23 protein-coding genes, 1 tRNA gene and 1 pseudogene are annotated in these 23,379 nt (G+C 49.0%); 4 read left to right on the forward strand and 21 right to left on the reverse strand.

Annotated features, from left to right (window positions below; genetic code table 11):
• The first annotated feature begins 545 nt into the window (after nucleotides 1-545).
• Entirely contained in the window at nucleotides 546-743 is a 198-nt protein-coding gene (locus tag M891_RS0119355) for a YjzC family protein (RefSeq protein ID WP_028539963.1), read from the forward strand.
• Between the two features lie 274 nt (nucleotides 744-1,017).
• Here the strand turns inward: M891_RS0119355 and M891_RS0119360 are convergent, their stop codons facing one another.
• From M891_RS0119360 to M891_RS24200, 4 genes are read right to left on the reverse strand one after another with little or no spacing between them, the layout of a single operon-like run.
• Complete coding sequence (locus M891_RS0119360) at nucleotides 1,018-2,337, reverse strand: MBL fold metallo-hydrolase (RefSeq protein ID WP_028539964.1); 1,320 nt, start codon at nucleotides 2,335-2,337, stop codon at nucleotides 1,018-1,020.
• Nucleotides 2,334-4,010, reverse strand: a complete 1,677-nt coding sequence (locus tag M891_RS0119365) for an ABC transporter permease (protein ID WP_028539965.1) — start codon at nucleotides 4,008-4,010, stop codon at nucleotides 2,334-2,336. Before M891_RS0119365 ends, M891_RS0119360 begins: the two co-directional genes overlap by 4 nt.
• Before the next feature lie 4 nt (nucleotides 4,011-4,014).
• Nucleotides 4,015-5,145, reverse strand: coding sequence for an ABC transporter substrate-binding protein (locus tag M891_RS0119370; RefSeq protein WP_051417120.1), 1,131 nt, complete (start codon nucleotides 5,143-5,145; stop codon nucleotides 4,015-4,017).
• Nucleotides 5,146-5,179: 34 nt separating this feature from the next.
• Nucleotides 5,180-6,310 carry an ABC transporter ATP-binding protein gene (locus M891_RS24200; protein ID WP_084628936.1) on the reverse strand — a complete coding sequence of 377 codons (1,131 nt, stop codon included), beginning with the start codon at nucleotides 6,308-6,310 and terminating at the stop codon, nucleotides 5,180-5,182.
• 203 nt (nucleotides 6,311-6,513) lie between these two features.
• Here M891_RS24200 and M891_RS0119380 point away from each other — a divergent pair, with 203 nt between their 5' ends.
• Both M891_RS0119380 and M891_RS0119385 read left to right on the forward strand, forming a co-directional pair.
• Nucleotides 6,514-7,419, forward strand: a complete 906-nt coding sequence (locus M891_RS0119380; RefSeq protein ID WP_028539967.1) for a LysR substrate-binding domain-containing protein — start codon at nucleotides 6,514-6,516, stop codon at nucleotides 7,417-7,419.
• Between the two features lie 129 nt (nucleotides 7,420-7,548).
• The gene (locus M891_RS0119385) at nucleotides 7,549-8,409 is read left to right on the forward strand and encodes a hypothetical protein (RefSeq protein WP_028539968.1); all 861 of its coding nucleotides are present in this window, start codon (nucleotides 7,549-7,551) and stop codon (nucleotides 8,407-8,409) included.
• Between the two features lie 107 nt (nucleotides 8,410-8,516).
• Here the strand turns inward: M891_RS0119385 and M891_RS0119390 are convergent.
• The 4 genes from M891_RS0119390 to M891_RS0119405 form a co-directional block, all read right to left on the reverse strand.
• Nucleotides 8,517-8,607: transfer RNA gene (locus M891_RS0119390), tRNA-Ser, on the reverse strand.
• Between the two features lie 70 nt (nucleotides 8,608-8,677).
• Entirely contained in the window at nucleotides 8,678-8,920 is a 243-nt protein-coding gene (locus tag M891_RS0119395; RefSeq protein ID WP_016314575.1) for a DUF951 domain-containing protein, read from the reverse strand.
• Nucleotides 8,921-8,987: 67 nt separating this feature from the next.
• Nucleotides 8,988-9,866 (reverse strand): mechanosensitive ion channel family protein, encoded by an 879-nt coding sequence (locus M891_RS0119400; protein WP_036701091.1) that lies wholly within the window; start codon nucleotides 9,864-9,866, stop codon nucleotides 8,988-8,990.
• Between the two features lie 61 nt (nucleotides 9,867-9,927).
• Nucleotides 9,928-10,161 carry a DUF3343 domain-containing protein gene (locus M891_RS0119405; RefSeq protein ID WP_036626237.1) on the reverse strand — a complete coding sequence of 78 codons (234 nt, stop codon included), beginning with the start codon at nucleotides 10,159-10,161 and terminating at the stop codon, nucleotides 9,928-9,930.
• A 150-nt stretch (nucleotides 10,162-10,311) separates the two neighbouring features.
• On the opposite strand from M891_RS0119405, the gene yyaC reads away from it, so the two are divergent.
• On the forward strand, nucleotides 10,312-10,920 hold the full coding sequence (gene yyaC, locus M891_RS0119410) for a spore protease YyaC (protein WP_016314578.1): 609 nt from the start codon (nucleotides 10,312-10,314) through the stop codon (nucleotides 10,918-10,920).
• On the opposite strand, the gene M891_RS0119415 is transcribed toward yyaC, so the two are convergent.
• The 13 genes and pseudogenes from M891_RS0119415 to M891_RS0119475 all read right to left on the reverse strand — a co-directional run.
• Nucleotides 10,892-11,392: a DUF4446 family protein gene (locus tag M891_RS0119415; protein WP_016314579.1), complete on the reverse strand. Its 501-nt coding sequence runs from the start codon at nucleotides 11,390-11,392 to the stop codon at nucleotides 10,892-10,894. The two genes, yyaC and M891_RS0119415, sit on opposite strands and share 29 nt — an antisense overlap.
• Nucleotides 11,393-11,420: 28 nt before the next feature.
• Nucleotides 11,421-12,584 carry an aminotransferase class V-fold PLP-dependent enzyme gene (locus tag M891_RS0119420; RefSeq protein ID WP_028539971.1) on the reverse strand — a complete coding sequence of 388 codons (1,164 nt, stop codon included), beginning with the start codon at nucleotides 12,582-12,584 and terminating at the stop codon, nucleotides 11,421-11,423.
• 151 nt (nucleotides 12,585-12,735) lie between these two features.
• A complete protein-coding gene (locus M891_RS0119425) occupies nucleotides 12,736-13,581 on the reverse strand; it encodes a ParB/RepB/Spo0J family partition protein (RefSeq protein ID WP_016314581.1) in 846 nt (281 codons plus the stop codon).
• Nucleotides 13,574-14,335, reverse strand: coding sequence for a ParA family protein (locus M891_RS0119430; RefSeq protein ID WP_016314582.1), 762 nt, complete (start codon nucleotides 14,333-14,335; stop codon nucleotides 13,574-13,576). Before M891_RS0119430 ends, M891_RS0119425 begins: the two co-directional genes overlap by 8 nt.
• Before the next feature lie 280 nt (nucleotides 14,336-14,615).
• Complete coding sequence (gene noc, locus M891_RS0119435) at nucleotides 14,616-15,440, reverse strand: nucleoid occlusion protein (protein ID WP_016314583.1); 825 nt, start codon at nucleotides 15,438-15,440, stop codon at nucleotides 14,616-14,618.
• Between the two features lie 314 nt (nucleotides 15,441-15,754).
• Entirely contained in the window at nucleotides 15,755-16,477 is a 723-nt protein-coding gene (gene rsmG, locus M891_RS0119440) for a 16S rRNA (guanine(527)-N(7))-methyltransferase RsmG (protein WP_016314584.1), read from the reverse strand.
• A gap of 3 nt (nucleotides 16,478-16,480) precedes the next feature.
• A complete protein-coding gene (gene mnmG / locus M891_RS0119445) occupies nucleotides 16,481-18,367 on the reverse strand; it encodes a tRNA uridine-5-carboxymethylaminomethyl(34) synthesis enzyme MnmG (protein WP_028539972.1) in 1,887 nt (628 codons plus the stop codon).
• Nucleotides 18,368-18,456: 89 nt separating this feature from the next.
• Nucleotides 18,457-19,836 (reverse strand): tRNA uridine-5-carboxymethylaminomethyl(34) synthesis GTPase MnmE, encoded by a 1,380-nt coding sequence (mnmE, locus tag M891_RS0119450; RefSeq protein ID WP_028539973.1) that lies wholly within the window; start codon nucleotides 19,834-19,836, stop codon nucleotides 18,457-18,459.
• A 758-nt stretch (nucleotides 19,837-20,594) separates the two neighbouring features.
• The gene (gene jag / locus M891_RS0119455; RefSeq protein WP_028539974.1) at nucleotides 20,595-21,332 is read right to left on the reverse strand and encodes an RNA-binding cell elongation regulator Jag/EloR; all 738 of its coding nucleotides are present in this window, start codon (nucleotides 21,330-21,332) and stop codon (nucleotides 20,595-20,597) included.
• Nucleotides 21,329-22,228 (reverse strand): YidC/Oxa1 family membrane protein insertase, encoded by a 900-nt coding sequence (locus M891_RS0119460; RefSeq protein WP_028539975.1) that lies wholly within the window; start codon nucleotides 22,226-22,228, stop codon nucleotides 21,329-21,331. Before M891_RS0119460 ends, jag begins: the two co-directional genes overlap by 4 nt.
• A 75-nt stretch (nucleotides 22,229-22,303) precedes the next feature.
• Complete coding sequence (rnpA, locus tag M891_RS0119465; protein ID WP_009223342.1) at nucleotides 22,304-22,654, reverse strand: ribonuclease P protein component; 351 nt, start codon at nucleotides 22,652-22,654, stop codon at nucleotides 22,304-22,306.
• 144 nt (nucleotides 22,655-22,798) lie between these two features.
• Entirely contained in the window at nucleotides 22,799-22,933 is a 135-nt protein-coding gene (gene rpmH / locus M891_RS0119470; protein ID WP_009223341.1) for a 50S ribosomal protein L34, read from the reverse strand.
• 253 nt (nucleotides 22,934-23,186) lie between these two features.
• Nucleotides 23,187-23,379 (reverse strand): annotated as a pseudogene (locus M891_RS0119475) (ISLre2 family transposase); the annotation flags it as partial.

Below are 23,379 nucleotides of genomic sequence, written 5' to 3' on the forward strand. Positions count from 1 at the left end.
CAATTGCTGCTTGCCCACTCGCAAGCTGATCGGCAAGGAGCGTCGCGGGGCTCGTGTAAAGAAAACATTCGACACGGCCAAAACACCCGTTGCCCGGTTAATCGAATTGGGCGTGCTACGACCAGAACAAACCCAACGGTTACAGGCGTATCAGACTTCCCAAGATCCGCTTGCATTACACAATCAGTTGGAAGCGCTGCTTTCCCANCCCGTGACGNCTGCCTCCGCTACGCGCCCAGTGGAGGCTATGTAACAGCCTCCACTGGGTAACAAAATTACGTGAGTGAACCATTATCCTTCGGTAACATTTTTATATGAGTTGACACGGGATCAGATCAAGTTCCCACAACTTGCCTTTGCTATTGATCACCGTGTGCCCATACGATACTCATATCGATCGCTCCCATGCGCTTTACCATGCAAACCGTATGCTCCCTCAAATTACGCTGCCTGTAAATAATTATCGGTCCATAAAGATACATGAAAAAAAACGCATGACAAACAATATCCATGTAGTCTAATGCATTGCAAAGGAGGAACGCAGTATGGGTGAACAAACCGAATTCGAGGAAGGCATGCGCGCTCCGAACCCGGGGGTTTACGTTGAGGTAGGCGAGGCGCGCAGCTTTCATACGCAGATTAAAGATCCAAAACGGATCACGTTGAACAAGGGCGATAAATTCCCTGAAACGACAAACAAGAATCGCAAGTGGAAGAAAGAAGAAAAGGCTCGTGTTCACTAATTTATATTTTTCGTAATGGATGTGTATAAAACGAGGGAATCTGCACATAATACAATCGACGGCGACAAGAGAGGTGTGGTTCCGTTGGTCCAGATCGCTTTTCATGAGCTGTTAGGAGTCTAACTCAAGATTGGAGTAAGGAGAAACACCGCAAAGTTTTCGCTTTACGGCAAGGCTGCCTTCAGGGGCAGTAAATCCTATTCCTTGATGTGAGCATAGAATCTCCACAGTAACGCCGTCAGCAGGACCCTTCGGGGTCCTGTTTTCATTTGTTTTAGAACCCCAATTCTTCGCTTGGTTGCAGGGAATAAATATGTTGGTGGCCTTCCTCTAACAGTAATCTGCATACTTCGTCCGTTTTCACTTTGGAAGTATGTACAAGTATTGTCTTTAAAGCAGGAACTTCTGCAAGCATCCTTCTTACATCCCCCAGCCCTTGATGTACCTTGTAACGGATATGATGAACGCGGCAATCCGGTTTATTTATACCCCCCACCAGTATATTGTGAGCAAACGTATGACGCGCAGCATGTCCTGTAATCACGACCGCATGCTTGGGATCCCCGGCTACTTGATCGAAGTACCAGCGAGCTCTTGGGGATTCCATCATACCGTCACTGGTGAAAATGACACATGGCCCCTTCTGACCTAAGGCTTGAAGACGTTCCTCATTATTCTTCGGTAAAATGATTCTATGTCGGCTGTTATCCAGCGCCTGTCGAATTCGTTCGCTCATTCCAACCTTAAGCCATTCCGGCTGTTCCAGCAGCCGCTGCAGACCAGCCCATATTTTCTCTTCAACAATGATGTTATAGGATTCGAACTGCTCGCAGGTCCAAATCAGCATATCCTGGCCTCTTCCGTAAGCCGGCACAGGTAACAACAGATGCCCGCCTAGTTCCAGTGTCTTTTGAGCAACCTTGGTAAGATGAAACAGTTTGTCTTCTTGAGATTCTTGATCATTGCCATAGGCATTATCTACAATGGCTAAATCGGCAGGATCCTCCGGCCCCAAGCCAGCTCCCCTCTCGTTTTCCTTAGGCGAGTCAACAGCCAGCAGCAACGACTCCGAGCTATAGTCACCCGAGAAATAGATTTGGTGATCCTCCACCTCGAGCCGCAGCCAAATGGAACCAGCCAAATGGCCGCTCCTCCCCCACTTCACCCGGACAGAAGCTGGATGCATGCCCAAATCTGCCCATTGCATGGCGGGAGCCAGATCCTCAAGATAGCGGAAATGCAGTGCTTCAATATGCTCTTCCGTATATGGGAGCTTGGCGCCTCTGCCATTCACATAACTGCGCCAGTTGGCGAAATAGCTGCTTAATTGATCAACGGTTGGCCTGGTCGTCCAGATCGGACCTTTATAGCCGTGCTTATATAGTAACGGAAGTGCCATCGAATGATCCTCATGAGCGTGCGACAGAAAAACCGCCGTTAGTTGAGGAATGACCTCAGGATCGAGCAGCGGATACTGGCCTTCGTCTTCTTTTTTTACGCCGCAGTCCAATAATATCCGATGATGGTCGCCGACAAGTAAATAACAGGAGCGGCCATGTTCTCCGGCCCCTCCCCATATATGAAGTTTCATCATTTTGCATTCCACTTTCTTCTGGAGCCCAAGCTCTCGATAATTAATAACATCAAGGTGGTAAAACCAACCGAAACGACGGCCATCGCCATCCCTAACGAAACCTGCCCCTGCTCAAATTGAGCAAAAATGTAGGTGGCCGAGGTCTGAACTGAAGGTGGAAGGATTAATAGTGAGCCCACCAGTTCCCGCGAAGCAATCGTAAAGGTCATCATCCAGCCGGAAATCATCCCCGGTACAATCAAAGGCAGCATGATTCTTCTAAAAATATAAAGGGCGCGTCCACCAAATACTTGCCCAGCCTGAAATAAGGAACTGTCTATCTGGCCTGCAGCGCTTTTTACATATTGAACGGTATAAGGAACAAATAAAATAACATACGTTAAAATGACCATGCCATAGGTGTTATAGAGGTGAATGGGCATCCAAGGTGAGTTCCATAACAGGATGAGGCCAACCACCATCACGATGCCAGGCACGGTATTCGGCAGCAGACTTAACAAGTCAACCGACCGCTGTCCAATAGTACGTGAGCGTTGAATCACCAGTGCAAACCAGGTGCCCAGCACCACAGCAACCGTAGAAGCGACGAAAGACAACCAGATGCTGGACATCAGTGCCTTCATACTCGGTGTTCCCCAGGTGAGCAGCTGTTTATAGTAATCGAACGTCCAGTTGTTCCAAGCCAGGCCCACACCGCGAAGTTTCATCATTGAGGCCGCCAGGATCGAGAAATAAGGAACCCCGATTGAGAAAACAAGCAGAAGTCCCACAAAAATAGCGCTAATCCAAACTGGCCAGCCGCTCTCCCTCAGTGCGCCGCGGCGGCTGCCTTTCCCACCTACCATGCTGTAAGTAAAGCGGCGGCTCAGTATGGATTGGACATACCACATCAGCAGACAGGCCGTCAGCAGCAACGATGCCAGGGTTGTAGCTTTGCCGAAATCAATCGGCCAGCTGGAGATATATTTATGGATTTCCGAGGTCATGACCTCATATCCGATTCTTTTGCCAAAAGTAGCTGGTGTGCCGAACTCCGCGATAGTTTTAACAAAGATCAGCATGGCGCCCATGCCGTATGCAGACAGAAGCAGCGGTGCCACGATCCGGCGGAAACGATACAAAAACGGGGCTCCCATCACAGCCGCCGCTTCTTCCATACTCCCTCCAATTCGCTCAAGCGCGCCGCGCAGCAGCAAATACAGAAAAGGATAAAGATGCAGGCTCATAATCAATACCATGCCGCCAAAGGTGAAGAAGTAAGGCGTAATTCGGGATAGAGACGGGATCAGCTGCTCCAGGTATCCGTTCTTCTGCATAAATAGAATCCAACCCATGGATCCGATGTAAGGCGGCGTCATAAAAGGAATGAGCAGTACAATGTCCAACCACTTCCAGCGGCCGATCCTTGTAGCAGTCATTATCCAAGCCAGGGGCAAAGCCAATACCGTAGTACCAGCTATGACACAGATCCCAAGCCAAATGGAGCTAAACATTACACCGGTCAGTCCGGACTTCGCCAGCGTACGGAAAGGAGCTGACCACTGCAGCTCCCCGTTTCGATACACCGTTTGAATGAAGATTTCAATCAGTGGAACAACAATCATGACGGTAAGAACCAACAGGGCCAGTCCGATAAACCAGACCCTAGCGGATTTGAGTGACAAGTACTTCATCATTTTATTTGAACAGCTGTGTAAATTTTTCAGTGATGTCTGCGCCGTTCTCGTTCATCCAATTCCAGTCCACTTGATACTGTCCAATTTCATCCAGATTGGCCCGGTTTTCCGCTTTGATATCCGTACGTCCCGGCAGAAGGGCTGCATCGGAAACCATTTTTTGAGCTTCATCCGACAACAGGTAATCAATAAATGCTTTGGCATTGGCTTCATGCTGAGTTGATTTCAGAATGAGTGCAGGACGCGGGCTGATAACGGTCCCTTCCTTCGGATACACGATGTCAACCGGTTCGCCTTTTGCTTTCGCCTTGTAGGTCATGTAGTCAACCGCAGCAGCTACGATGCCTTTAGCCCCCGTAATAACCGGATCCAATGCTTCCTGGTTAGCTCCGGCCATAGCGACGCCATTCTTCTTGTAGTCCTCGAACAAGGACCAACCGCTGTCTCCTTTAACACTCAGGTAACCGGTCATAAAGTCGAGCGCAGAACCGGACAACGACGGATCAGGGATGTTTACTTGGTCTTTGAATTCAGGTTTAACTAGATCTTCCCATGATGTTGGCGGGGTCTTCACCAGATTGGTGTTATAAGCGATGCCCAGCGCTGATGCACTTGTGCTAAAGTAATTGCCTTCAGCGTCGGACCAATCCGGATTCAGCTTATCAGCATTTACGGCTTCCGGATAAGGGAGCGTTAATCCTTCCTGCTTCAAGCCTTGTGCAGATGGAAGAGAAGCCAAGATCACAACATCCGCCACCGGGTTAGACTTCTCAGCCTCCAGCCGGGCTAAAATTTTACCGGTCGTGCCTTGGAATACCTCAACCTTTACTCCGGTTTTCGATTGATAACCTTCAATCAGTTTTGTTGCCAAACCTTCCGGCCCTGCTGTGTACACAGTCAGTTTCTTATCTGCTGAATCGGAAGTACTGTTGCTTTCATTAGAGGCCGGTGCAGAAGCAACCGTTGATGCGGTATTGGTCGAAGCAGAATTGCCATTGTTCGAACTAGCTGCTCCCCCTGAAGTTGTGTTACTGCCGCAGCCCGTCAAGGCTAAGCCGAAAGTGAGCATTAGAGCAAGCGCGCTGCCTGTCCCCCATTTACCCTTTTTCTTGTTAGGAATGTGATTCGCCATGTTTCTTTTCCCCCTTGATTTATACTGTTATCCCTTATTTCCCAGCGATAGCTGGGCTTTTGCCGTAGCCTATCCCTACGACTTTTGCGGCGCTATTCAAACTGCCGACTTTGATATTCCCACTACCTTGGTTAGCCTGATCAATCTCCAAGAAACTTGTAACCCGGCCCTTTGGCAGGTATACATTTAAACGGCTTCCTACCGGAATTCGGCTGTGATGATAAGCCGTCCAAACCTCCTGTCCCTCAGCTTGAATGTGCATCTCATACCGATCCCCCATGTAACTAACCTGCAGGACCTCCACCTCATAAGACTGGCGGCTCCCTTCTCGATCCTGCTCCCAAAAGAGGTGCTCCGGTCTGAACATTGCAGTTGCAGCAGACTGAGTTCCGGATGCCAGCTCCAAATGCGAGCCTGGTTGGCTAGAATGCCTTAACCAGTTGGATTTGCCGATAAATCGGGCCACAAACGGATCTGCTGGCTTTCCGTACACCTCCTCCGGTGAACCGGTCTGCAAAATGCGTCCTGCATTCATCACCACAACCTCGTCGGACATCGACATGGCTTCAATCTGATCGTGTGTGACATAAAGGGCTGTCAGGCCCAAGTCTCTAACGAGCGCCATCATTTCAACACGCATCTCTTCACGAAGTACGGCATCCAGCGCGCTCAGCGGTTCGTCGAACAAGACAAGACGGGGACGCACGGCCACCGCCCGGGCAAAAGCGACCCGTTGCTGCTGTCCGCCAGACAACTGATGTGGGTACCGCTGTTCCATGCCGCCCAACTTAACCTTCTCCAATGCTTCCAATACCGTTTTGCGAAGTCCATTCGTCTGCCGACTTGTCCGCAGACCAAAGGCTACATTTTCAAACACCGTCATGTGCGGCCATAAGGCAAAATCCTGAAAAACCATACCGAATCCGCGTTTATGCGGCGGTGTCACCTTGCTTCCCGGTCCGTCATACAAAACTTCATCACCAAAAGAGATCAAGCCCTGATCCGGGGTTTCTAATCCAGCGATCATTCGTAGCAGCGTTGTTTTCCCACAACCCGAAGGACCAAGCAAAGTAGTAAACCGGCCTTGCCTAACCTTCAAATCAGTGGGGTATAAAGCAGTTGTAGAGCCAAAACGCTTTTCCAACCCTTTAATATATAAATCCATTAGGTTCCCTTCCTTGCCCAGTTAACTGGTAAACGGCGCCATGCCGCTTACATTCCTTAGTTTACCTACCGATTTCAATACCTGTGTTATAGCAATGTAAATGCAAAATTAATTTTTTCAATGATTTGTTTTAACATTCATAGATTAAATATATAGACATGGGCCCGTACAAAAGGAAGGGATTGTGAGGTTAAATGGAGATCATGAATCTAAATCTGCTCAAGCTGCGAATCGTCGAACTGCTTGAGAAATACAACAAGATTACAACCGTGGCTGAGATCTTAGACCTTAAACAACCAACGGTTACTTTTCACATGAAAAATATGGAGAGGGATTTCGGTGTAAAGCTGTTTGATACTCGTATGGGGAAAATCATTTTGACAGACGCGGGTTATGCCCTGCACCATTACGCTATTAAAATCGGGGCCTTGGCTTCCGAAGCGCAGCGAGCTGTTATCGAGTTTGATGCCCTAAGAAAGGGCCATCTCCAGATCGGGGCCAGCTACGTGCCGGCCACTTATCTTCTGCCCGTAATGATTCATCGTTTCTCCAATGAATATCCTGGTATACACATCTCCTTGTCCGTCAAACCAGCGCCGGTGATCCGGGAAATGCTTGAGAAACACCAAATTGACTTAGGTATTATTTCAACGGAACCTTTTATATCGGCGGAACTGCAAACGGAAGCCATCTGCGAAGACGACTTGGTGCTGATCTTATCGCCAGATCATGTTCTGGCCGCACAGCCTGAACCCACTGCGGATCAAATTGCTTCTTCCCCCTTTATTTTGCACGGTATGGAGTCCAGCACCCGCCGCTTTGCGGAAAAATGGCTTGAAAGCAACCGCCTGCGTCTTCCCTTCTCACTGGAGCTTGATTCTCTGGAAGCCATTAAACAAGCGGTGATGCTTGGCAAGTATGTTTCTTTCGTTTCTCGAATGTCAGTTGAGGATGAGGTACAACGCGGACTACTGCAAATGAGAAAGATACCCGACAATGAGGCCAAACGTTACGTCTATATGGCTACTAACCGAAACCGCCATCCTTCTGCACTGCTGCGCAAGTTTACCGCCCATCTGTCTCAATGCCTAAATCCTGACCAGCAATAAATCTTGGATGCCCTAAAGAAAATGTTTCTTTTTTTTACCAGAACATAAAACAGCTTTGACATCATCCTTATACAACCTCTTTAAAGTGAAGTCTGTAGGCATTCCCCACTTTAAAAAGGAGTGAAAATCATGAATATCAAAGCTAAGATTGTCAAATCTATGACTGCTACCGCATTAACTGCGGCTGTTCTGCTGACAGGCTGGCAAACCGCAACGGATGTCCAGGCAGCTTCCAACGCTGTCCCTTCTTACGAAGTAAAATTCCTGCTGGATGCCGGGAAAGTGCTAAACGCCGACGGCTCTCTGCAAAGCTCCGTAACCAGCGAATTTCACATCACAAGTCCTGCTGATCAACAGCTCGTGGAGTATTTTGACACCCATGCGCAGGATTTGAACGGCTCAGGCTGGAATGTCAGATTCCGCAAGAAGGAAGACAAGAAGAAATACGAACTGACCTATAAGAAAAGATTCACCGTAACAAACGGGGACATCAACGCCGCACTTACCGCAGCGAATCAAGCCGGCTTTGATTCCTCTGATGATAACTATGAGGCTGAAGTAGACTGGGGCTACAGCAAGCAGACGCTGAGCTTCTCAAATGATAAAGAAGAATCTGCATCCAAGGGACTTACCATCCCGTCAGAGAGCAAAGTATTGAACATGCTGGTAGACAACATTCCGGGTAAGCTTAAAAATACTAATGGGTCCGGCTGGGGGAAAGACATGCTAAAAAGCTCCCGCGCCCATGGCCCAGTAATCGTCAGTAAATATGAAGGTGAATTTAACGGTCTTGAAACGAATATCGAAGTCATGCCAATTCGAACCGAAGACGGTACAGGTATGGAGAATTTGATCGAGATCTCCTTTAAGACGGACAGCTACGGCGAAGCTGCATTAAATCGAACCAAGCTGATGAACACGCTGGAAGCGAAAGGTTGGCTCGTTCATGCCGATTCCCTTAAAACCAACCTGATTCTGAACCGGTACTAAGCTTTCATGTCACAAAGTCCTATGGGACAATCCATTCTTAGAAAACAAAAAAGGCCCTCTACGTTCATCACGTAGAAGGCCTTATCATCATCTGTTGAGTTATTAAATGGCGGAGAGGGTGGGATTCGAACCCACGCACGCCTTGCGACGCCTAGTTGATTTCGAGTCAACCCCCTTGGGCCTCTTGGGTACCTCTCCACAGCAAGAATGATTGTACCATGAATTCATCCGAAATGCAATAGAGAGGATCCTTCATCTCATAAATTACTTATTCCCCAGAAGGTAATTGCTCATCCGACGCCATATTATCGGGTGTTGGAGCAGCGGACCGAAGCACCTTACGCATATTTTTCTCGAACTTGGCCCGAGGCACCAACACGCTGTGTTTGCAGCCAACGCATTTAATGCGGATATCCATGCCCATCCGAATAATTTCCATTTCATTGCTCCCGCAAGGATGGTTTTTCTTCATCTGTACGATATCGCCTAATTGAAAGGATTTCCGCTCCATCACACATTCCCCCGATCTATTCTTAAATTTTTAATTAAATCCCAATAAATTGAAGCGAACCTTAGATCTATGCACGCCCTCGCTGGTTCTCCATCTCTTCTTGCTCCAGGGCTTCTTTGGCATACGCCTGAATCTGGCGCTCCACTTCCGATCGAATGGCTGGCGCACACTCCACCGCAATTCGAATAACATATTCGCTCGAAGTTAACGACTGAATGCCCAGTACATTCGGAACTTGAGGGATCTCCTCCTGCTCTCCTTTCAGGCGCTGCATAGCCCTTTTCAGCAGCTCTACGCTGTCCTCCAGCTTCCTGGAGTTGCTAAACGGCAAGTCAACCACCGCTAATGCGGTCCCCACGGAATAGTTCGTTACGTTCGTTATCATTCCGTTCGGGATGATGTGAACCTCCCCCGTCCAGCTTACCAGCCGTGTGGAGCGCAGTCCAATCATCTCCACCGTTCCCTTCAGACTTCCGGTTTGAATGACGTCGCCGACAGCAAACTGATCCTCCAGAATGATAAAAAAGCCGGTAATTACATCCTTCACCATGCTTTGAGCACCAAAACCAATCGCCAAGCCAAGAACTCCGGCACCCGCCAGCAGCGGTGCCAGATCAAACCCAATCTCCCCCAACACTAACATAACCATAATAAAATTGCTGGTGATGGTGGTGACATTCTTGAGTAGTTCGCCAACGGTAACTAACCGTCGCGGGTTCATATGTAACCGGCTTTTCTCCCTCTTCTGCAACGATCGATCGATTATTCGAAATAAAATTCGAACAAACAATCGGGTAAGGACAAAAATTAAAATGATTTTAATCCCTGAAAAAAGCACATCCGTCCACATATCCATATCTGTAAACCAATTCCATAATTTATCCTTCCAAGTGGTCACCGTTTCGGCCGCATCCTGGATCACTTCCGATTCATTCGCCAGCAGCATATCTATCAATCCTTTGTGAGTTTCATCAATATATGAGATATGAGTCAAAAACTGCAATGCTCTAAAGCTTGATGCTATGATAGCTCATCCCGTCGTGGGAGTAAATCCCTCGAATCTCTACGGATTCCGAAGTGATGATTTGTTTCACCACGTCTAACGACATTTGCGGAAAACGAATCGATAACGCACATCCTGCCGTGATTTCTTTGGGGGTAGGAAACAAATCGATCTCTACCTCAGCGTACTCCAGCAGCATCTCTGCACGCAGTGCCTGCTGGGTTGAATCAAACGCCATCACCAACCATTCCTCTTCCACTCAGATTCCTCTCCTTTTTACTCATTAAGACTTTGGTACGAGTATATAATACGCATTTCTTCCATATACTATCTACTAAATCTTTAAAGTGCGGATACGCACTTGATCTTCAGCGGAAAGGAAGATTCCATGTCACAGATTCAACCGACCATTCCAGGACAAGAAATTCCTTATTTAAAAATCCCTCATACCGAACCCGGCATTCATTCGGCCATCATTCACCGGTTGCTTCTGCATTTTGGACAGGTTACCCCAGGACAAGACATCGTTGTCGTCTGCATCGGGACCGATCGTTCCACCGGAGATTGCTTAGGCCCTCTGGTTGGCAGCGCGTTGGCAAAGTATCGCTGCCCATACTTTCACCTCTACGGTACTCTCGATGAGCCTGTACATGCTATGAATCTAAAAGAAACGTTAGATGAAATCCACGCACGATTCCCTGACCCTTATATCATCAGCATAGACGCCTGCCTCGGTCAAACATCCAGCGTTGGATCGATTCAAGTAGTGCAAGGCCCCCTCCGTCCTGGCGCAGGGGTAAATAAAGAATTACCGCCGGTCGGCGATATCCATCTTACGGGCATCGTCAATGTCGGCGGCTTCATGGAATACTTTGTTTTGCAGAACACACGTCTCAGTCTAGTTATGCGTCTTTCAGAAATTATATCAAAATGCTTGTATACCGCGATCAAAGAGTGGACTCAGGGTTCTATTTCTTTAGCCCGGCAAGAGCTATAGCTTCCCGTTCTTCCGGAGAGAGCGCATGCGGTGACTCCCCTTTTTCCAAGCCCTTAGCATATACAAATGAACCATCGCGGTTGTACAGGCCCGTTAGGACTACGCCATCTTGCTGATCATTAATGATCGCAATGGAGAAGCTCAAGTCGTTCCCCTTTTCACCGAAAGCATTGTAGCGTTTGATTCCGATTTTTGATTTTTGCATAGGCATCCACTTTTGAATTTGTGTGAGTTGCTGCTTCTGTTCTTCCTGGACATCTTCGATTTTGTCCTGCTGCATTTTTAAATCGATGAGCAAGGTCTCCAGGTCTTGTACGCCGGCACCTTTCATCATCAGTTCGTATCTTCGTTTCATCTTACGAAGCTTACTTCCCTGAATCAAATTCCAGATCAACATCCAAAGGATCAGGAGAACGAAACCTCCAACGATCCAGACTAGTTGCTCAAAGATGAGATCATTCCATTCCCGCATGCGACTTTCTACTCCTCTGTGCTTGAGATCAGTTCATCAACTTATGAATTGCATCCACTAACTTCTGAAGATCTGCCTCGGTCGTCAGATAACCTACACTGGCGCGAACGGCTCCGCCTTCCAGTGTGCCGGCCGTTTGATGGCCTAACGGCGTGCAGTGATATCCTGCACGAACTGCGATGCCATATTCCCGATCCAGCACAAAGGCGACCTCCGAGGCATCTCGTCCTTCGATTGTAAACGATACGATACCCGTTCGAGGCTGACCGATCTCTGGACCGATCAGACGAACACCAGGAACCTCATACAGTTCCTTCATTAAAAATTGGGTTAACTCCCACTCGTGACGATGAATCTGCTCCACACCACGTTCCAGCACGGTTTCCACGCCAGCACCTAACCCGGCAATCCCGGGCGTATTCACCGTGCCAGCTTCATACCGGTCAGGACGTACCGACGGCTGTTCAAGTTCTTCGGATTGACTGCCTGTTCCCCCATGCATTAGCGGTTCTAGATCAAGATCCGAGCGGATGTATAATCCCCCAGTCCCCTGTGGACCAAGCAACCCTTTATGCCCTGGAAAGGCAAGCAAGTCAATCCCCATTTCCTGAACATTCACCGGATAGCACCCTGCCGTTTGCGCAGCATCCACCAATAAAATCGCTCCGTGTGCATGAGCTATCTGGCTTAAAGCTTGAACCGGTAAAATACATCCCAACAAGTTCGAACTATGAGAGCATACAAGTAAACGTGTGTGAGGGCGAAAAAGTTTCTCCACCTGCTCCAAATCTAATCGACCGTAAGCATCCACCTCAGCATAATCTACTTCGATGCCTGCAGTCCGCTTCAAAAACTCAAGAGGACGTCTTACCGAATTATGTTCAACGGTGGTCGCCACCACATGATCCCCTGGTTTTAGCCATCCTTTAATGGCTAAGTTCAAAGCCGAAGTTGTGCTGGAGGTTAACACAATATCATTGGGATTGGAGACTCCAAATAGCTGGGCCAGCTTGACACGCGTTTTGTACAACACCCTTCCTGCTTGGAGCGCCATCCCATGATTCCCTCGTCCTGCATTAGCAGCTGGTCCGTTTAGTATTTCCAACATCACTTCTCCTACCCTAGGAGGTTTTGGCCAAGATGTCGCCGCATGATCCAAATAGATAATGGATTTTCCCTCACGCAAACACATTCCCTCCTTAGGATATTGGTGTAAGTTTGGATTAGAGTTTCAACCTCACCATTCATTCCAGTTCAATCGAATGCCAGACCAAGAAATGACATACCCTCCTTCTGTAGCCCCCACTTTAGGAGCTATCCAAAAGTTGGATATGTCATTTCATTTATCCCGAAGTTAACATATCGAGCAGCCGTTGCAGATCCTGTTGGCTGTAATAGTTAATTTCGATTTTCCCTTTATCTTTATTCGCTTTAATTTTGACTGTCGTCTTGTACCGTTCACGCAGACTCTCTTCCACTTCTTCGATATAAGGGTCCCGTTTCTTTCCAGCCGGTTTTGGTTTTTCCTGCTTTTTGCGATCCAGTTGTTGCACCGCATTCTCCAGATCACGAACGCTCCATTCATGATCGATACATTGCTGAGCCAACTGCTTAATTATGTCTGGATCCTTCAACCCAACCAAAGCTCGGGCATGTCCCATCGATAATGTTCCACGTGAAACATATTCCTTCACTTCGTCCGGCAAGGAAAGCAATCGCAAAAAGTTCGCGATATGAGAACGAGACTTTCCTACCTTCAACGAAAGCTCTTCCTGTGTGAGCTGGAATTGATCCATCAGCCCTTGGTACGCTACCGCCACTTCCATCGCGTTCAAATTTTCACGCTGCAGGTTCTCGATTAGCGCAATTTCCATAACCTGTTGGTCTGAAAAACTCCGAACAACCGCCGGGATGGTTGTATTACCGCAATATTGTGAAGCACGGAACCGGCGCTCCCCTGCGATAATTTCATAACCTTTAAGTACGCTGCGTACAATAATTGGCTGAATAACCCCATGTTGCCGAATCGATTCGGCCAATTCCCGTATAGCCTCCTCATCAAAGGTCTTGCGTGGTTGATACGGGTTGGCACGTAGTTGGTTAAGTGGGATCTCTATAACCTTATCATCTTCCTGAATAGACAGTGCCGGGATCAGAGCATCCAATCCTTTGCCCAATCGTTTACTCATAAGATACCACTTCCTTTGCCAACTCAAGATATACTTCCGCACCCTTCGAACGAGGGTCATACGTAATAATGGATTGACCATGGGACGGCGCTTCACTTAAACGCACATTACGTGGAATCACAGTTTTATAAACCTTCTGCTGGAAGTACTTCTTAACCTCTTCAATGACTTGAATACCCAGATTTGTCCGGGCATCAAACATCGTTAGTAAGACCCCTTCGATTTGCAGCGAAGTATTTAAATGCTTTTGAACCAATCTCACCGTGTTTAATAGTTGGCTAAGTCCTTCCAAAGCGTAATATTCGCACTGAATAGGAATGAGAACGGAATCAGCGGCGGTCAAGGAGTTAATGGTAAGAATTCCTAGCGAAGGCGGGCAATCAATCAAAATATAATCGTATAAGTTCCGAATCGGTTGTAACGATTTCTTAAGTCTGACTTCGCGCGAAATGGTGGGAACCAATTCGATTTCAGCCCCAGCGAGTTGAATCGTAGCCGGGATGATATGCAAATTTTCAATCTCCGTATGTTCAATTGCATCTTTTGGATGAACCTCGTTAATGAGTACATCATAAATGCAATTCGCAACATCCGCTTTATTAATGCCAACACCACTTGTCGTATTCCCTTGGGGGTCAATATCGATCAGCAGTACTTTCTTTCCGATGGCAGCTAATCCCGCTCCCAAATTGACAGAAGTCGTCGTCTTACCGACGCCCCCTTTTTGGTTCGCTATGGCGATGATTTTAGACAATCCAGTTCACCTCAATATAATAGAAGAATCTCTTTGTAGTACTCATGTACGCATTCTAGGCTGCAGCTACAAAAAGACCTATAGCAATGCGTGGTGAATACACCTGCCGGTCGATATCGAGAGATGAGCAGCTATGAACCGATATATCCACCCCATGTACATAAGGATAATCATTATCCACATGTCCATAGATAGTTCAGCAATCGCATGTTCACAACTATTCAAGAAAGACCGAAAAAGAAGCTGACCAGAACCTCGCGGTTAGGGTCAGCGAGCGAGTTTATGAACGTTTCGGGATCTGAATCACAATTTCATAATGATCCTCATGATCCTTCTCTTCCGTTTTAATTTGCAAACCCGAACCTGTAACCATATCAATCGACTGGCGAATCGTATTAAGAGCCAATCGAACATCCTTAGTAAAGGAGATTCGTCTCGAAGGAGACTTTTTGTTTTTAGCTACTTCCTTATAAAAGGCAATGCGGGCTTCTGTCTGTTTTACATTCAGCTCTTTGCTGATGATTTCACCCAACACCTTCAGCTGCAGCTCTTCCGAGTCCAAGGATAACAAAGCACGCGCATGACGCTCTGTAATCTTCCGTTCCATCAGCGCATTCTTTACCTCATCTGGAAGCTGAAGCAGCCTGATCTTATTGGCGATCGTGGATTGGCTCTTCCCAAGACGTTGAGCCAAGCTCTCTTGCGTCAATTGATGCAAATCGATCAAGTTTTGGTAAGCCATCGCCTCCTCAATCGAAGTCAGCCCTTCTCGTTGGAGGTTCTCGATCAAAGCAATAGACGCGGCTTGCGAATCATTGAAATCGCGCAAGATCGCAGGAATGGACTCGAGGCCCAGCTTTTTGACGGCACGCCAACGACGCTCTCCGGCAATGATCTCATACTTATCATTCCGATACCGTACGACAATTGGTTGAATCACGCCATGAGTACGGATCGTTTGGCAGAGTTCATCGATTTTCTCGTCGTCAAAGATCGTCCGCGGCTGATAAGGACTGCCGACAATTTCCCCCACCGGAATTTGTCTCACTTCATCTCCGCTATTTCGTTCGGTTAGCCCAAACAATTTAGAAAATTGTTCTTTCATTCCGTCGATTACCACCTAATTTCAAAGTGACATAAGGCTAAGCCTTACGGATCATCCCCGTTGGATGACATTGCTCTAAACGAAATGCACGTTCGTTAAGGGTTTGTCCACCAAATGAACCGTGGCTTCAAAACGTCCATCCAACCCTCAACCAACCCGATATATCTATTCTACCACTTTTTCCTCTATAATCCTATTCTCTAATTTAGAGAAGTTATAGAAAAGAGATAGGATAAGCGTGCAAACGGACAAAAAGCCCCCTTAGCGATGTTTCACGTGGAACATTTTGCTAAGGGGGATACCTCTATAATCGTTTAAACCAACGGTGTTTTCGCTGGTATTCCTGCTTTTCGCGGATATTTCTTTGGCGTAGGAGACGTTTTTTGGATCAGCACCAAATGACGTTCGGAGTTCTCCAATGGAAGAGAAAATGCAGGCGTGCTGACCCATTTCCCTTTCAGCTCGGATAAACTTCGGGCCGCTTCCTTCACTTCATCCTCTGGATTACTCCCCTTCATCGCCACGAATAAGCCGCCGGGTTTCGCAAATGGTAAACAGAACTCGTTAAGAATCGCCATACGAGCCACCGCTCGGGCGGTAACCAAATCGAAGGCATCACGAAGGTTTTCCTGGCGTCCTAAATCCTCTGCACGTCCATGAAGCAGACGCACCTGGGACAACCCTAATTCATCCACCACATGCTGCAAGAACTGAATCCGTTTGTTTAACGAATCTACGATCGTGAGCTGTAGATGCGGAAAACAAATTTTTAGAGGAATGCCGGGAAACCCGGCGCCAGATCCGATATCCGCCATGGATTCGATCTCCCCCATCGGGACATGAAAAGCCAGGCTAATCGAATCATAAAAATGCTTGATATAGACCTGATCCCGTTCGGTGATCCCGGTGAGGTTCATTTTTTCGTTCCAGGAAACTAGTTCTTCATAATAACGTTCAAATTGCTTGAGCTGCTCCTCCGACACCGCAATGCCATGTTCCTGGAGCAGCGAGCAAAACTGGGCTTGTATCGAATCCAATAGTTACCCTCCCGCAGCCGTGACCCGGTTATAATGCTCTAAATACACCAACAAAATGGAAATGTCCGCAGGCGTAACCCCTGAAATCCGCGAAGCTTGCCCAATGGAGATCGGGCGAATTTTGGACAGCTTTTGCCGCGCCTCAATGGCCAGGCCTTGAATATCGTCATAGTTGATATTTTCAGGGATCTTTTTCTTTTCCATTTTTTGTAATCTTTCAACGTGGATCAATTGCTTCTCGATATAACCGGCATACTTGATTTGGATCTCAACCTGCTCCTGCATTTCCTCATCCAGCTCAACCTCTGATGGAGAAATCGAAGCGATATGCGTATACGTCACTTCCGGACGGCGCAAAATCGTCAGCAAATTGCTTCCGTCTTGAATGGGGGCAGAACCAATCGACTCCAGCAGCGGATTGATTTCAGACGGGCGAATCTTTGTCGCCTTCAACCGTTCAATCTCCTGCTCGACCTTCTGCTTCTTATCCAAAAACCGAGCATACCGCTCTTCCGAAATCAATCCAATTTCATAACCTAGCGGCGTCAAACGCAAATCGGCGTTATCGTGGCGGAGCAGCAACCGATATTCTGCCCGTGAAGTCAGCAAACGGTATGGCTCATTGGTTCCCTTGGTCACCAAATCATCGATCAACACGCCAATGTAGCCTTGCGAACGATCAAGCACAATCGGCTCCTTGCCTTGCACCTTGCGCGCAGCATTAATCCCGGCCATGATGCCTTGTCCCGCCGCTTCCTCATAACCGGACGTACCGTTGATTTGCCCCGCCGTGAACAACCCCGGCAATCGCTTCGTCTCCAGCGAAGGCCACAGCTGCGTTGGCACTACCGCATCATATTCAATCGCATAACCGGTCCGCATCATTTGCACATTTTGCAAGCCAGGAACCGAACGCAGCATCTGCAGTTGAACTTCTTCCGGCATGCTGGTGGAGAAGCCTTGTACGTAGTATTCCGACGTGTTTTTGCCTTCCGGCTCCAGGAATATCTGATGCTTTGGCTTATCGCTGAAACGTACGATTTTGTCCTCGATGGAAGGACAGTAGCGAGGCCCTGTGCCTTCAATAACCCCTGAGAACATCGGTGCGCGATGCAAGTTATCTGTAATAATTTTGTGAGTTTCCTCAGAGGTATACGTCAGCCAGCAAGGCAGCTGTTTATTGTCCGAACTTTTGGTCTCATAGGAAAAAAACTTCGGCTTCTCGTCCCCCGGCTGAATCTCGGTTTGCGAGAAATCAATCGAATCCTTATGCACCCGCGGCGGCGTCCCTGTCTTGAAGCGAACGAGCTCAAAGCCCAAGTCCTTCAAGTTTTGCGCCAAATGTACTGAAGGTTGCTGATTGTTTGGACCACTTTCGTACATCAGCTCGCCCATAATGATTTTCCCGCGCAAATACGTACCGGTCGTCAGTACTACCGCTTTCGCACGATACTCTGCGCCGGTCTTCGTAATGACGCCCACACACTGGCCGTCCTCCACGATGAGCTCCTCGACCATCCCTTGGAGCATCGTGAGATTAGGCTCCTTCTCCAACGTTTCCTTCATCGCGTGCTGATACAAGAATTTATCCGCCTGCGCGCGCAGCGCATGAACGGCCGGGCCTTTCCCGGTATTCAACATCCGCATTTGGATGAACGTCTTGTCAATGTTACGGCCCATTTCGCCGCCCAAGGCATCAATTTCACGGACGACGTGGCCTTTAGCCGGACCTCCAATCGAAGGATTGCACGGCATAAAAGCAACCATATCTAAATTGATCGTGACCATCAGCGTCCGACAGCCCATCCGCGCTGCAGCCAAAGCCGCCTCACAGCCTGCATGCCCCGCACCGACCACGATCACCTCATAATTTCCGGCAGCGTAACCCATCTATCGTCAACCTCCTTTACCTTGCACCATTCAAAACGCTATCCGTATCATCATACCATGAACAGGCGCTGCTGATACGAAAGACCTCTTTATTTCCCCAAACAAAATTGCGAAAAAATCTGATCAATCAACGCATCCGGAGCCGAATCCCCAATCACTTCACCTAATTGCTCCCACGCCAGCCGAACATCGATCTGCAAAATATCGATCGGAATGCCGCTGTCCGCCGCTTCATAGGCATCTGCCAGCGATTGCTTGGCCTTCTTCAGCAAAGCGATATGCCGCACGTTGCTGACATACGTTAAATCATTGGACTCCAGCTCCCCGCCAAAGAACATCCGGGCAATGGCGTCCTCCAGATGATCCAGCCCTTCCTCCGTTTTGACCGACAATTCGACGATCGATTCCTCGGAAAAATAACGCCGGACCACCTCCCGATCCAACTGCTGCGGTAAATCAATCTTATTTAAAAGCACGATCGTGGACCGCCCCTGCAGTTGCTCCATTAAGGCAATCTCGTCCTCATGCAGCGCTTCGGCGCTGTTGAGCACGAGCAGGATCAGGTCCGCTTCGCTCACCGCCGCTTTGGAGCGCTCCACGCCGATCTGCTCGACGACGTCCATCGTCTCGCGGATCCCGGCCGTGTCGAGCAGCTTCAGCGGAATATTATTGATCGTCACATATTCTTCGATCACGTCCCGGGTTGTGCCCGGGATGTCAGTGACGATCGCTTTATTTTCGCGCGCCAGGGCGTTCATGAGCGAGGATTTGCCGACATTCGGGCGGCCGACGATCGCCGTCGTAATCCCCTCGCGCAGAATCTTGCCCTGGTTCGCCGTCTTCAGCAGCGCGTCGATGCCTTCCGACACCTCCGCGCACTTCTCCTTGATAAACGCCATCGTCATCGATTCCACGTCATGCTCCGGATAATCGATGTTCACCTCAATATGCGCCAACGTCTCAATTAACATGTGCCGCAGCTTGCTGATTTGGCGCGACAGCTGGCCTTCGACCTGCTTCAGCGCCACGGAGAACGCCCGATCCGACTTGGATCGGATCAGGTCGATGACCGCCTCCGCCTGCGACAGGTCGATCCGCCCGTTCAGGAACGCGCGCTTCGTGAACTCGCCCGGCTCGGCGAGGCGAATCCCGCGTTGCTGGAGCAGCAGGTCCATCACGCGCTTAACAGAGATGATCCCGCCGTGCGTACTAATCTCCACCACATCTTCCGTGGTGAAGGAGCGCGGCGCGCGAAAGACGCTGACGAGCACCTCTTCGAGCTTCTCGCCCGTCGCCGGGTCCACGATAAAGCCATAGTGTACCGTATGGCTTTCCGCCTCCGGCAGCGCCGTCTTGGAGCGGAATAGCCCCCCCACTTGGGAGATCGCCTCCGGCCCGCTAACGCGAATCACGGCGATGCCGCTTTCGCCCACCGCCGTCGATATCGCAGCAATTGTATCACTAAGCATGGGTTTCACCTCGCTAGTAGTTTGTTATATCTCAATGAAGAGGGTTCGTAAATTTCATAGTTCCACTCATCGTCTGATCCTACGATCACTGTTATCCGCAGATTCATACGCCCCTCTTCAGCATCATTCACTCACCTTCGAAACCTCCACCCTCATTGCCCTGCTCTAACCTAAGCGCATCTCCGCAGGAGACAGCGCCTCCTTGCTCATAGTTTCTCCGAGATCGCCGCCGTCTCTCTACGTTTCCTCTTCGAAGCATCCGCCCTCATTATCCTGCTCTAACGTGAGCGTATCTCCGTAGGAGACAGCGCCTCCTTGCTCACAGTCCCTCCGAAAACACCGCCGTCTCTCCTCGCTCCCCTTCTAAGCATGAGCCCTCACAGCCAGCAGGAGCTCTAAAGTAAAAGCGGGCCCCGCAGGGGCGAAAAGCGACTTCAACCTCAACGTTCCTCGGGTGAGCTGAAAGCAGCAGTTTTGAGCAGCACGGTTTTCCAGGTAGCCCAGGTGCTCCCCAAGTAAGACGTACCCCGAAGGGGGAAAAGCGTTCCTTGCACCAACATAGAGCGCATCCCCGAAGGGGACAGCGAGCAGGAGCGCCTCTTGACCTCCTACGTTCTTCCCCTTTGCGGGAGACCAGAGGGCCGCAGGCCCTCGGGCGCCCTCCCTTACGGTAAGGGAGGGGTGGGGAGGGTTGAGTCCACCCTAAAAAAAATGACGCTTCCCCAGCTTACGCCGAGCAAACGTCACCTGCGTCTCATTCATTTGCTGTGCTTCAGAGTAATAACGACCCTCCGGTTGGGCTCTTCACCTTTACTATAAGTTTTGACCTCCGGGTGATCCTGAAGTTTGGAATGAATCACTTTGCGCTCCTGCGGCGACATCGGCTCGAGCGTAACCTCTTTACGCGTTCGAACGACCCGTCCGGCCAATCTGACGGCAAGGTCCTCCAGCGTCTTCTTCCGGCGCTCCCGGAAGTTCTCCGCGTCGAGGACGATGCGAATAAAGCTGTCCGAATAACGGTTAGCGATGATATTCGCCAAATATTGCAGAGCGTCGAGGGTTTGCCCTCTGCGCCCAATCATTAAACCTAAATCCTGGCCCGAAATGTTAAGCACGGTATGGTCTTTGCTATGGGAGATTTCGACTTTGACATCCAAGCCCATATTCTCCCCGACTTCCCGAATGAATGACGCCGCCTCCGCATAGGGATCCTTCTCGCTGCCCGTACTCTTCTCCTCCACCACGGAAGCAGATGAGTGAGACATCGAAGGGGTCCTATTTGAGGAAGGTACTGATGCAGGTTCAGGTGCAGGTGTAGGTGGTTCAAGCAAAGTCAGCTCAACCTTCGCTTCCCTCACCCCAATCAGCCCCAGGAATCCTTTTGACGGCTGCTCTAACACGTTCACGGCGACTTTATCCTCGGTGGTGCCGAGCTTGGCCAATCCTTGTTTAACAGCATCTTCAATGGTTTTTCCCGACGTCACAATTTTATTCATTTCGATTTTTTGGCCTCCTTGGCACCCCTACCGGGATGACCGGCTTTTAGATTGGAGCCGCCCCGCTTCTTCCCTGACCCGGAAGAAGAACCGTTGCCTCCGCCTGCCGTAGCGGCAGCTGCGGACAAAGCTGGATCTTTCTTGCGGTAGATAAAGTAGTTTTGCGCGATCGTATACAGGTTACTGAAGATCCAGTACAACGGCAACGCAGCGGCGAAATTGTACGCCATCACAAAAATCAAAATCGGATAGACCCACATCATAAACGCCATTGGGCCTTGCATCCCTTGCGGGTTCATGCTCGACATCATCTTCGTTTGAATAAACGTCGTAATCGCAGCGATCGCCGGCAGGATGAATAATTTATCAGGCTCTCCAAGTTGCAACCATAAGAAGGAATGATCTCGGATCGCCGAGTTGTAGTAAATTGAGTTATACAGCGCAATGAACACCGGCATTTGAATAAGCAACGGGAAGCAACCCGCCATCGGATTCACCTTGTGTTCTTGGAAGAGCTTCATTGTCTCCTGTTGCTGTTTCTCCGGATTATCCTTATATTGCTCCCGGATTTTCTGGAGCTGCGGCTGAATGGCCTGCATTGCTTTGGAGCTCTTCACTTGCTTTAAGGTCAGCGGCAGAATCAAGGTCCGCACAATCAGCACCATAATCAGAATCGCTATCCCATAAGCGCCGTTAAACCATTCTGCAAACGTATCCAACGCGAGCGAGAAATAGTAAACCACATTGGAAGTCCACCATGATCCACTTGTCCTCATATCAGCCGTCGTGGTTGCCTGATGTGCATTCGAAGGCGCACAGCCTGCGAGAACCGCCACCATCACGGCCGCCAGAAGGAGAAGAAGCCATCTTCTTCGGTTAGTCATCAATCGCGACACTTCAAAACCCCTCTCTTAACCTATCCATTCAACGTAAATCATAACATATTTGAAGAGACAAAGAAACAAGCCTGCCTAACGCCCGGAATCCCGCAGCAGCGAAGCTTTCCGAAGCACATGGAGCACGCTTTTTTCGAGGTCCTTATATTCCATTCCGACAGCCCCGTTCCGCACGATCAAGATCAGGTCGACATGGTCGCGAATCTCGGCTTCATGCAGCCGGACGATCTCCTTCAGCATTCGCCGCATCCGGTTGCGAACGACGGCATTTCCGATTTTTTTACTAGCCGAAACCCCTAGCCGAAAACGTTCAATCTCCGGTTTATTCGACCAATACACCACCAGTTGGCGATTCGCAAAGGATTTGCCAAACCGGTAGATCCGGTTAAAATCGGCGCGGTTTCTCAAACGAAGTTGTTTATGCACGAGCTATCTCCTTGATTCAAACTTCTACTTCGAGGTGGTTCAAAAGTCAGTTATCTAAATAGTATAGACCAAATTGCCGTAATGATCGCACAAGGTACAAATATATAAAAAAAAAAGACCACCGCGGTGGTCCTTACGCACGCTTTACGCACTCAGTACTTTTCTGCCTTTGAGACGACGAGCAGCGAGAACCTTGCGGCCGTTTTTCGTGCTCATTCTTTTACGGAATCCGTGAACCTTTTTACGTTTGCTCACATTCGGTTTGAAAGTTGGTTTCATCTATCGCACCCCCTTACAGGAATATCATCATTATCTTTATGTTACCCATTTTCATATCCACAGAAAATGCCTTCATACATTTAACCACAACGCCTGGGAAAAGTCAACCGAACTTCCCCTTCCGTCAGTGTCAAGCTAGCGTGGGCAGTCATTTAAGATGCCTGGAACGCGAACCCCGAAGGAACCTCTTCCTTGTAAGCGCTTTGCTTCGTTCTTTCATCAAACACAAGTGATTTGTCAGAATTTTTTGCCGTTATCCGCGAAGTGCTTTGAGTGCCATACCCGTTGTGCTGCTTTGCTTCGGTCCTTGCAGCATGCGAATCATTCCAGCGATACAACCCTTGACCGGTTGCGTCACGTTCTTGAGCAATTGCCGCATGTTTATCGACTGCTGCGGCGTTGCCTGCTTACTCGCTTGTCCTTCAACCGTTCTTACCACCGTGCCC

The organism is Paenibacillus sp. J14 (genome assembly GCF_000518465.1).
Classification (GTDB): domain Bacteria; phylum Bacillota; class Bacilli; order Paenibacillales; family Paenibacillaceae; genus Fontibacillus; species Fontibacillus barengoltzii.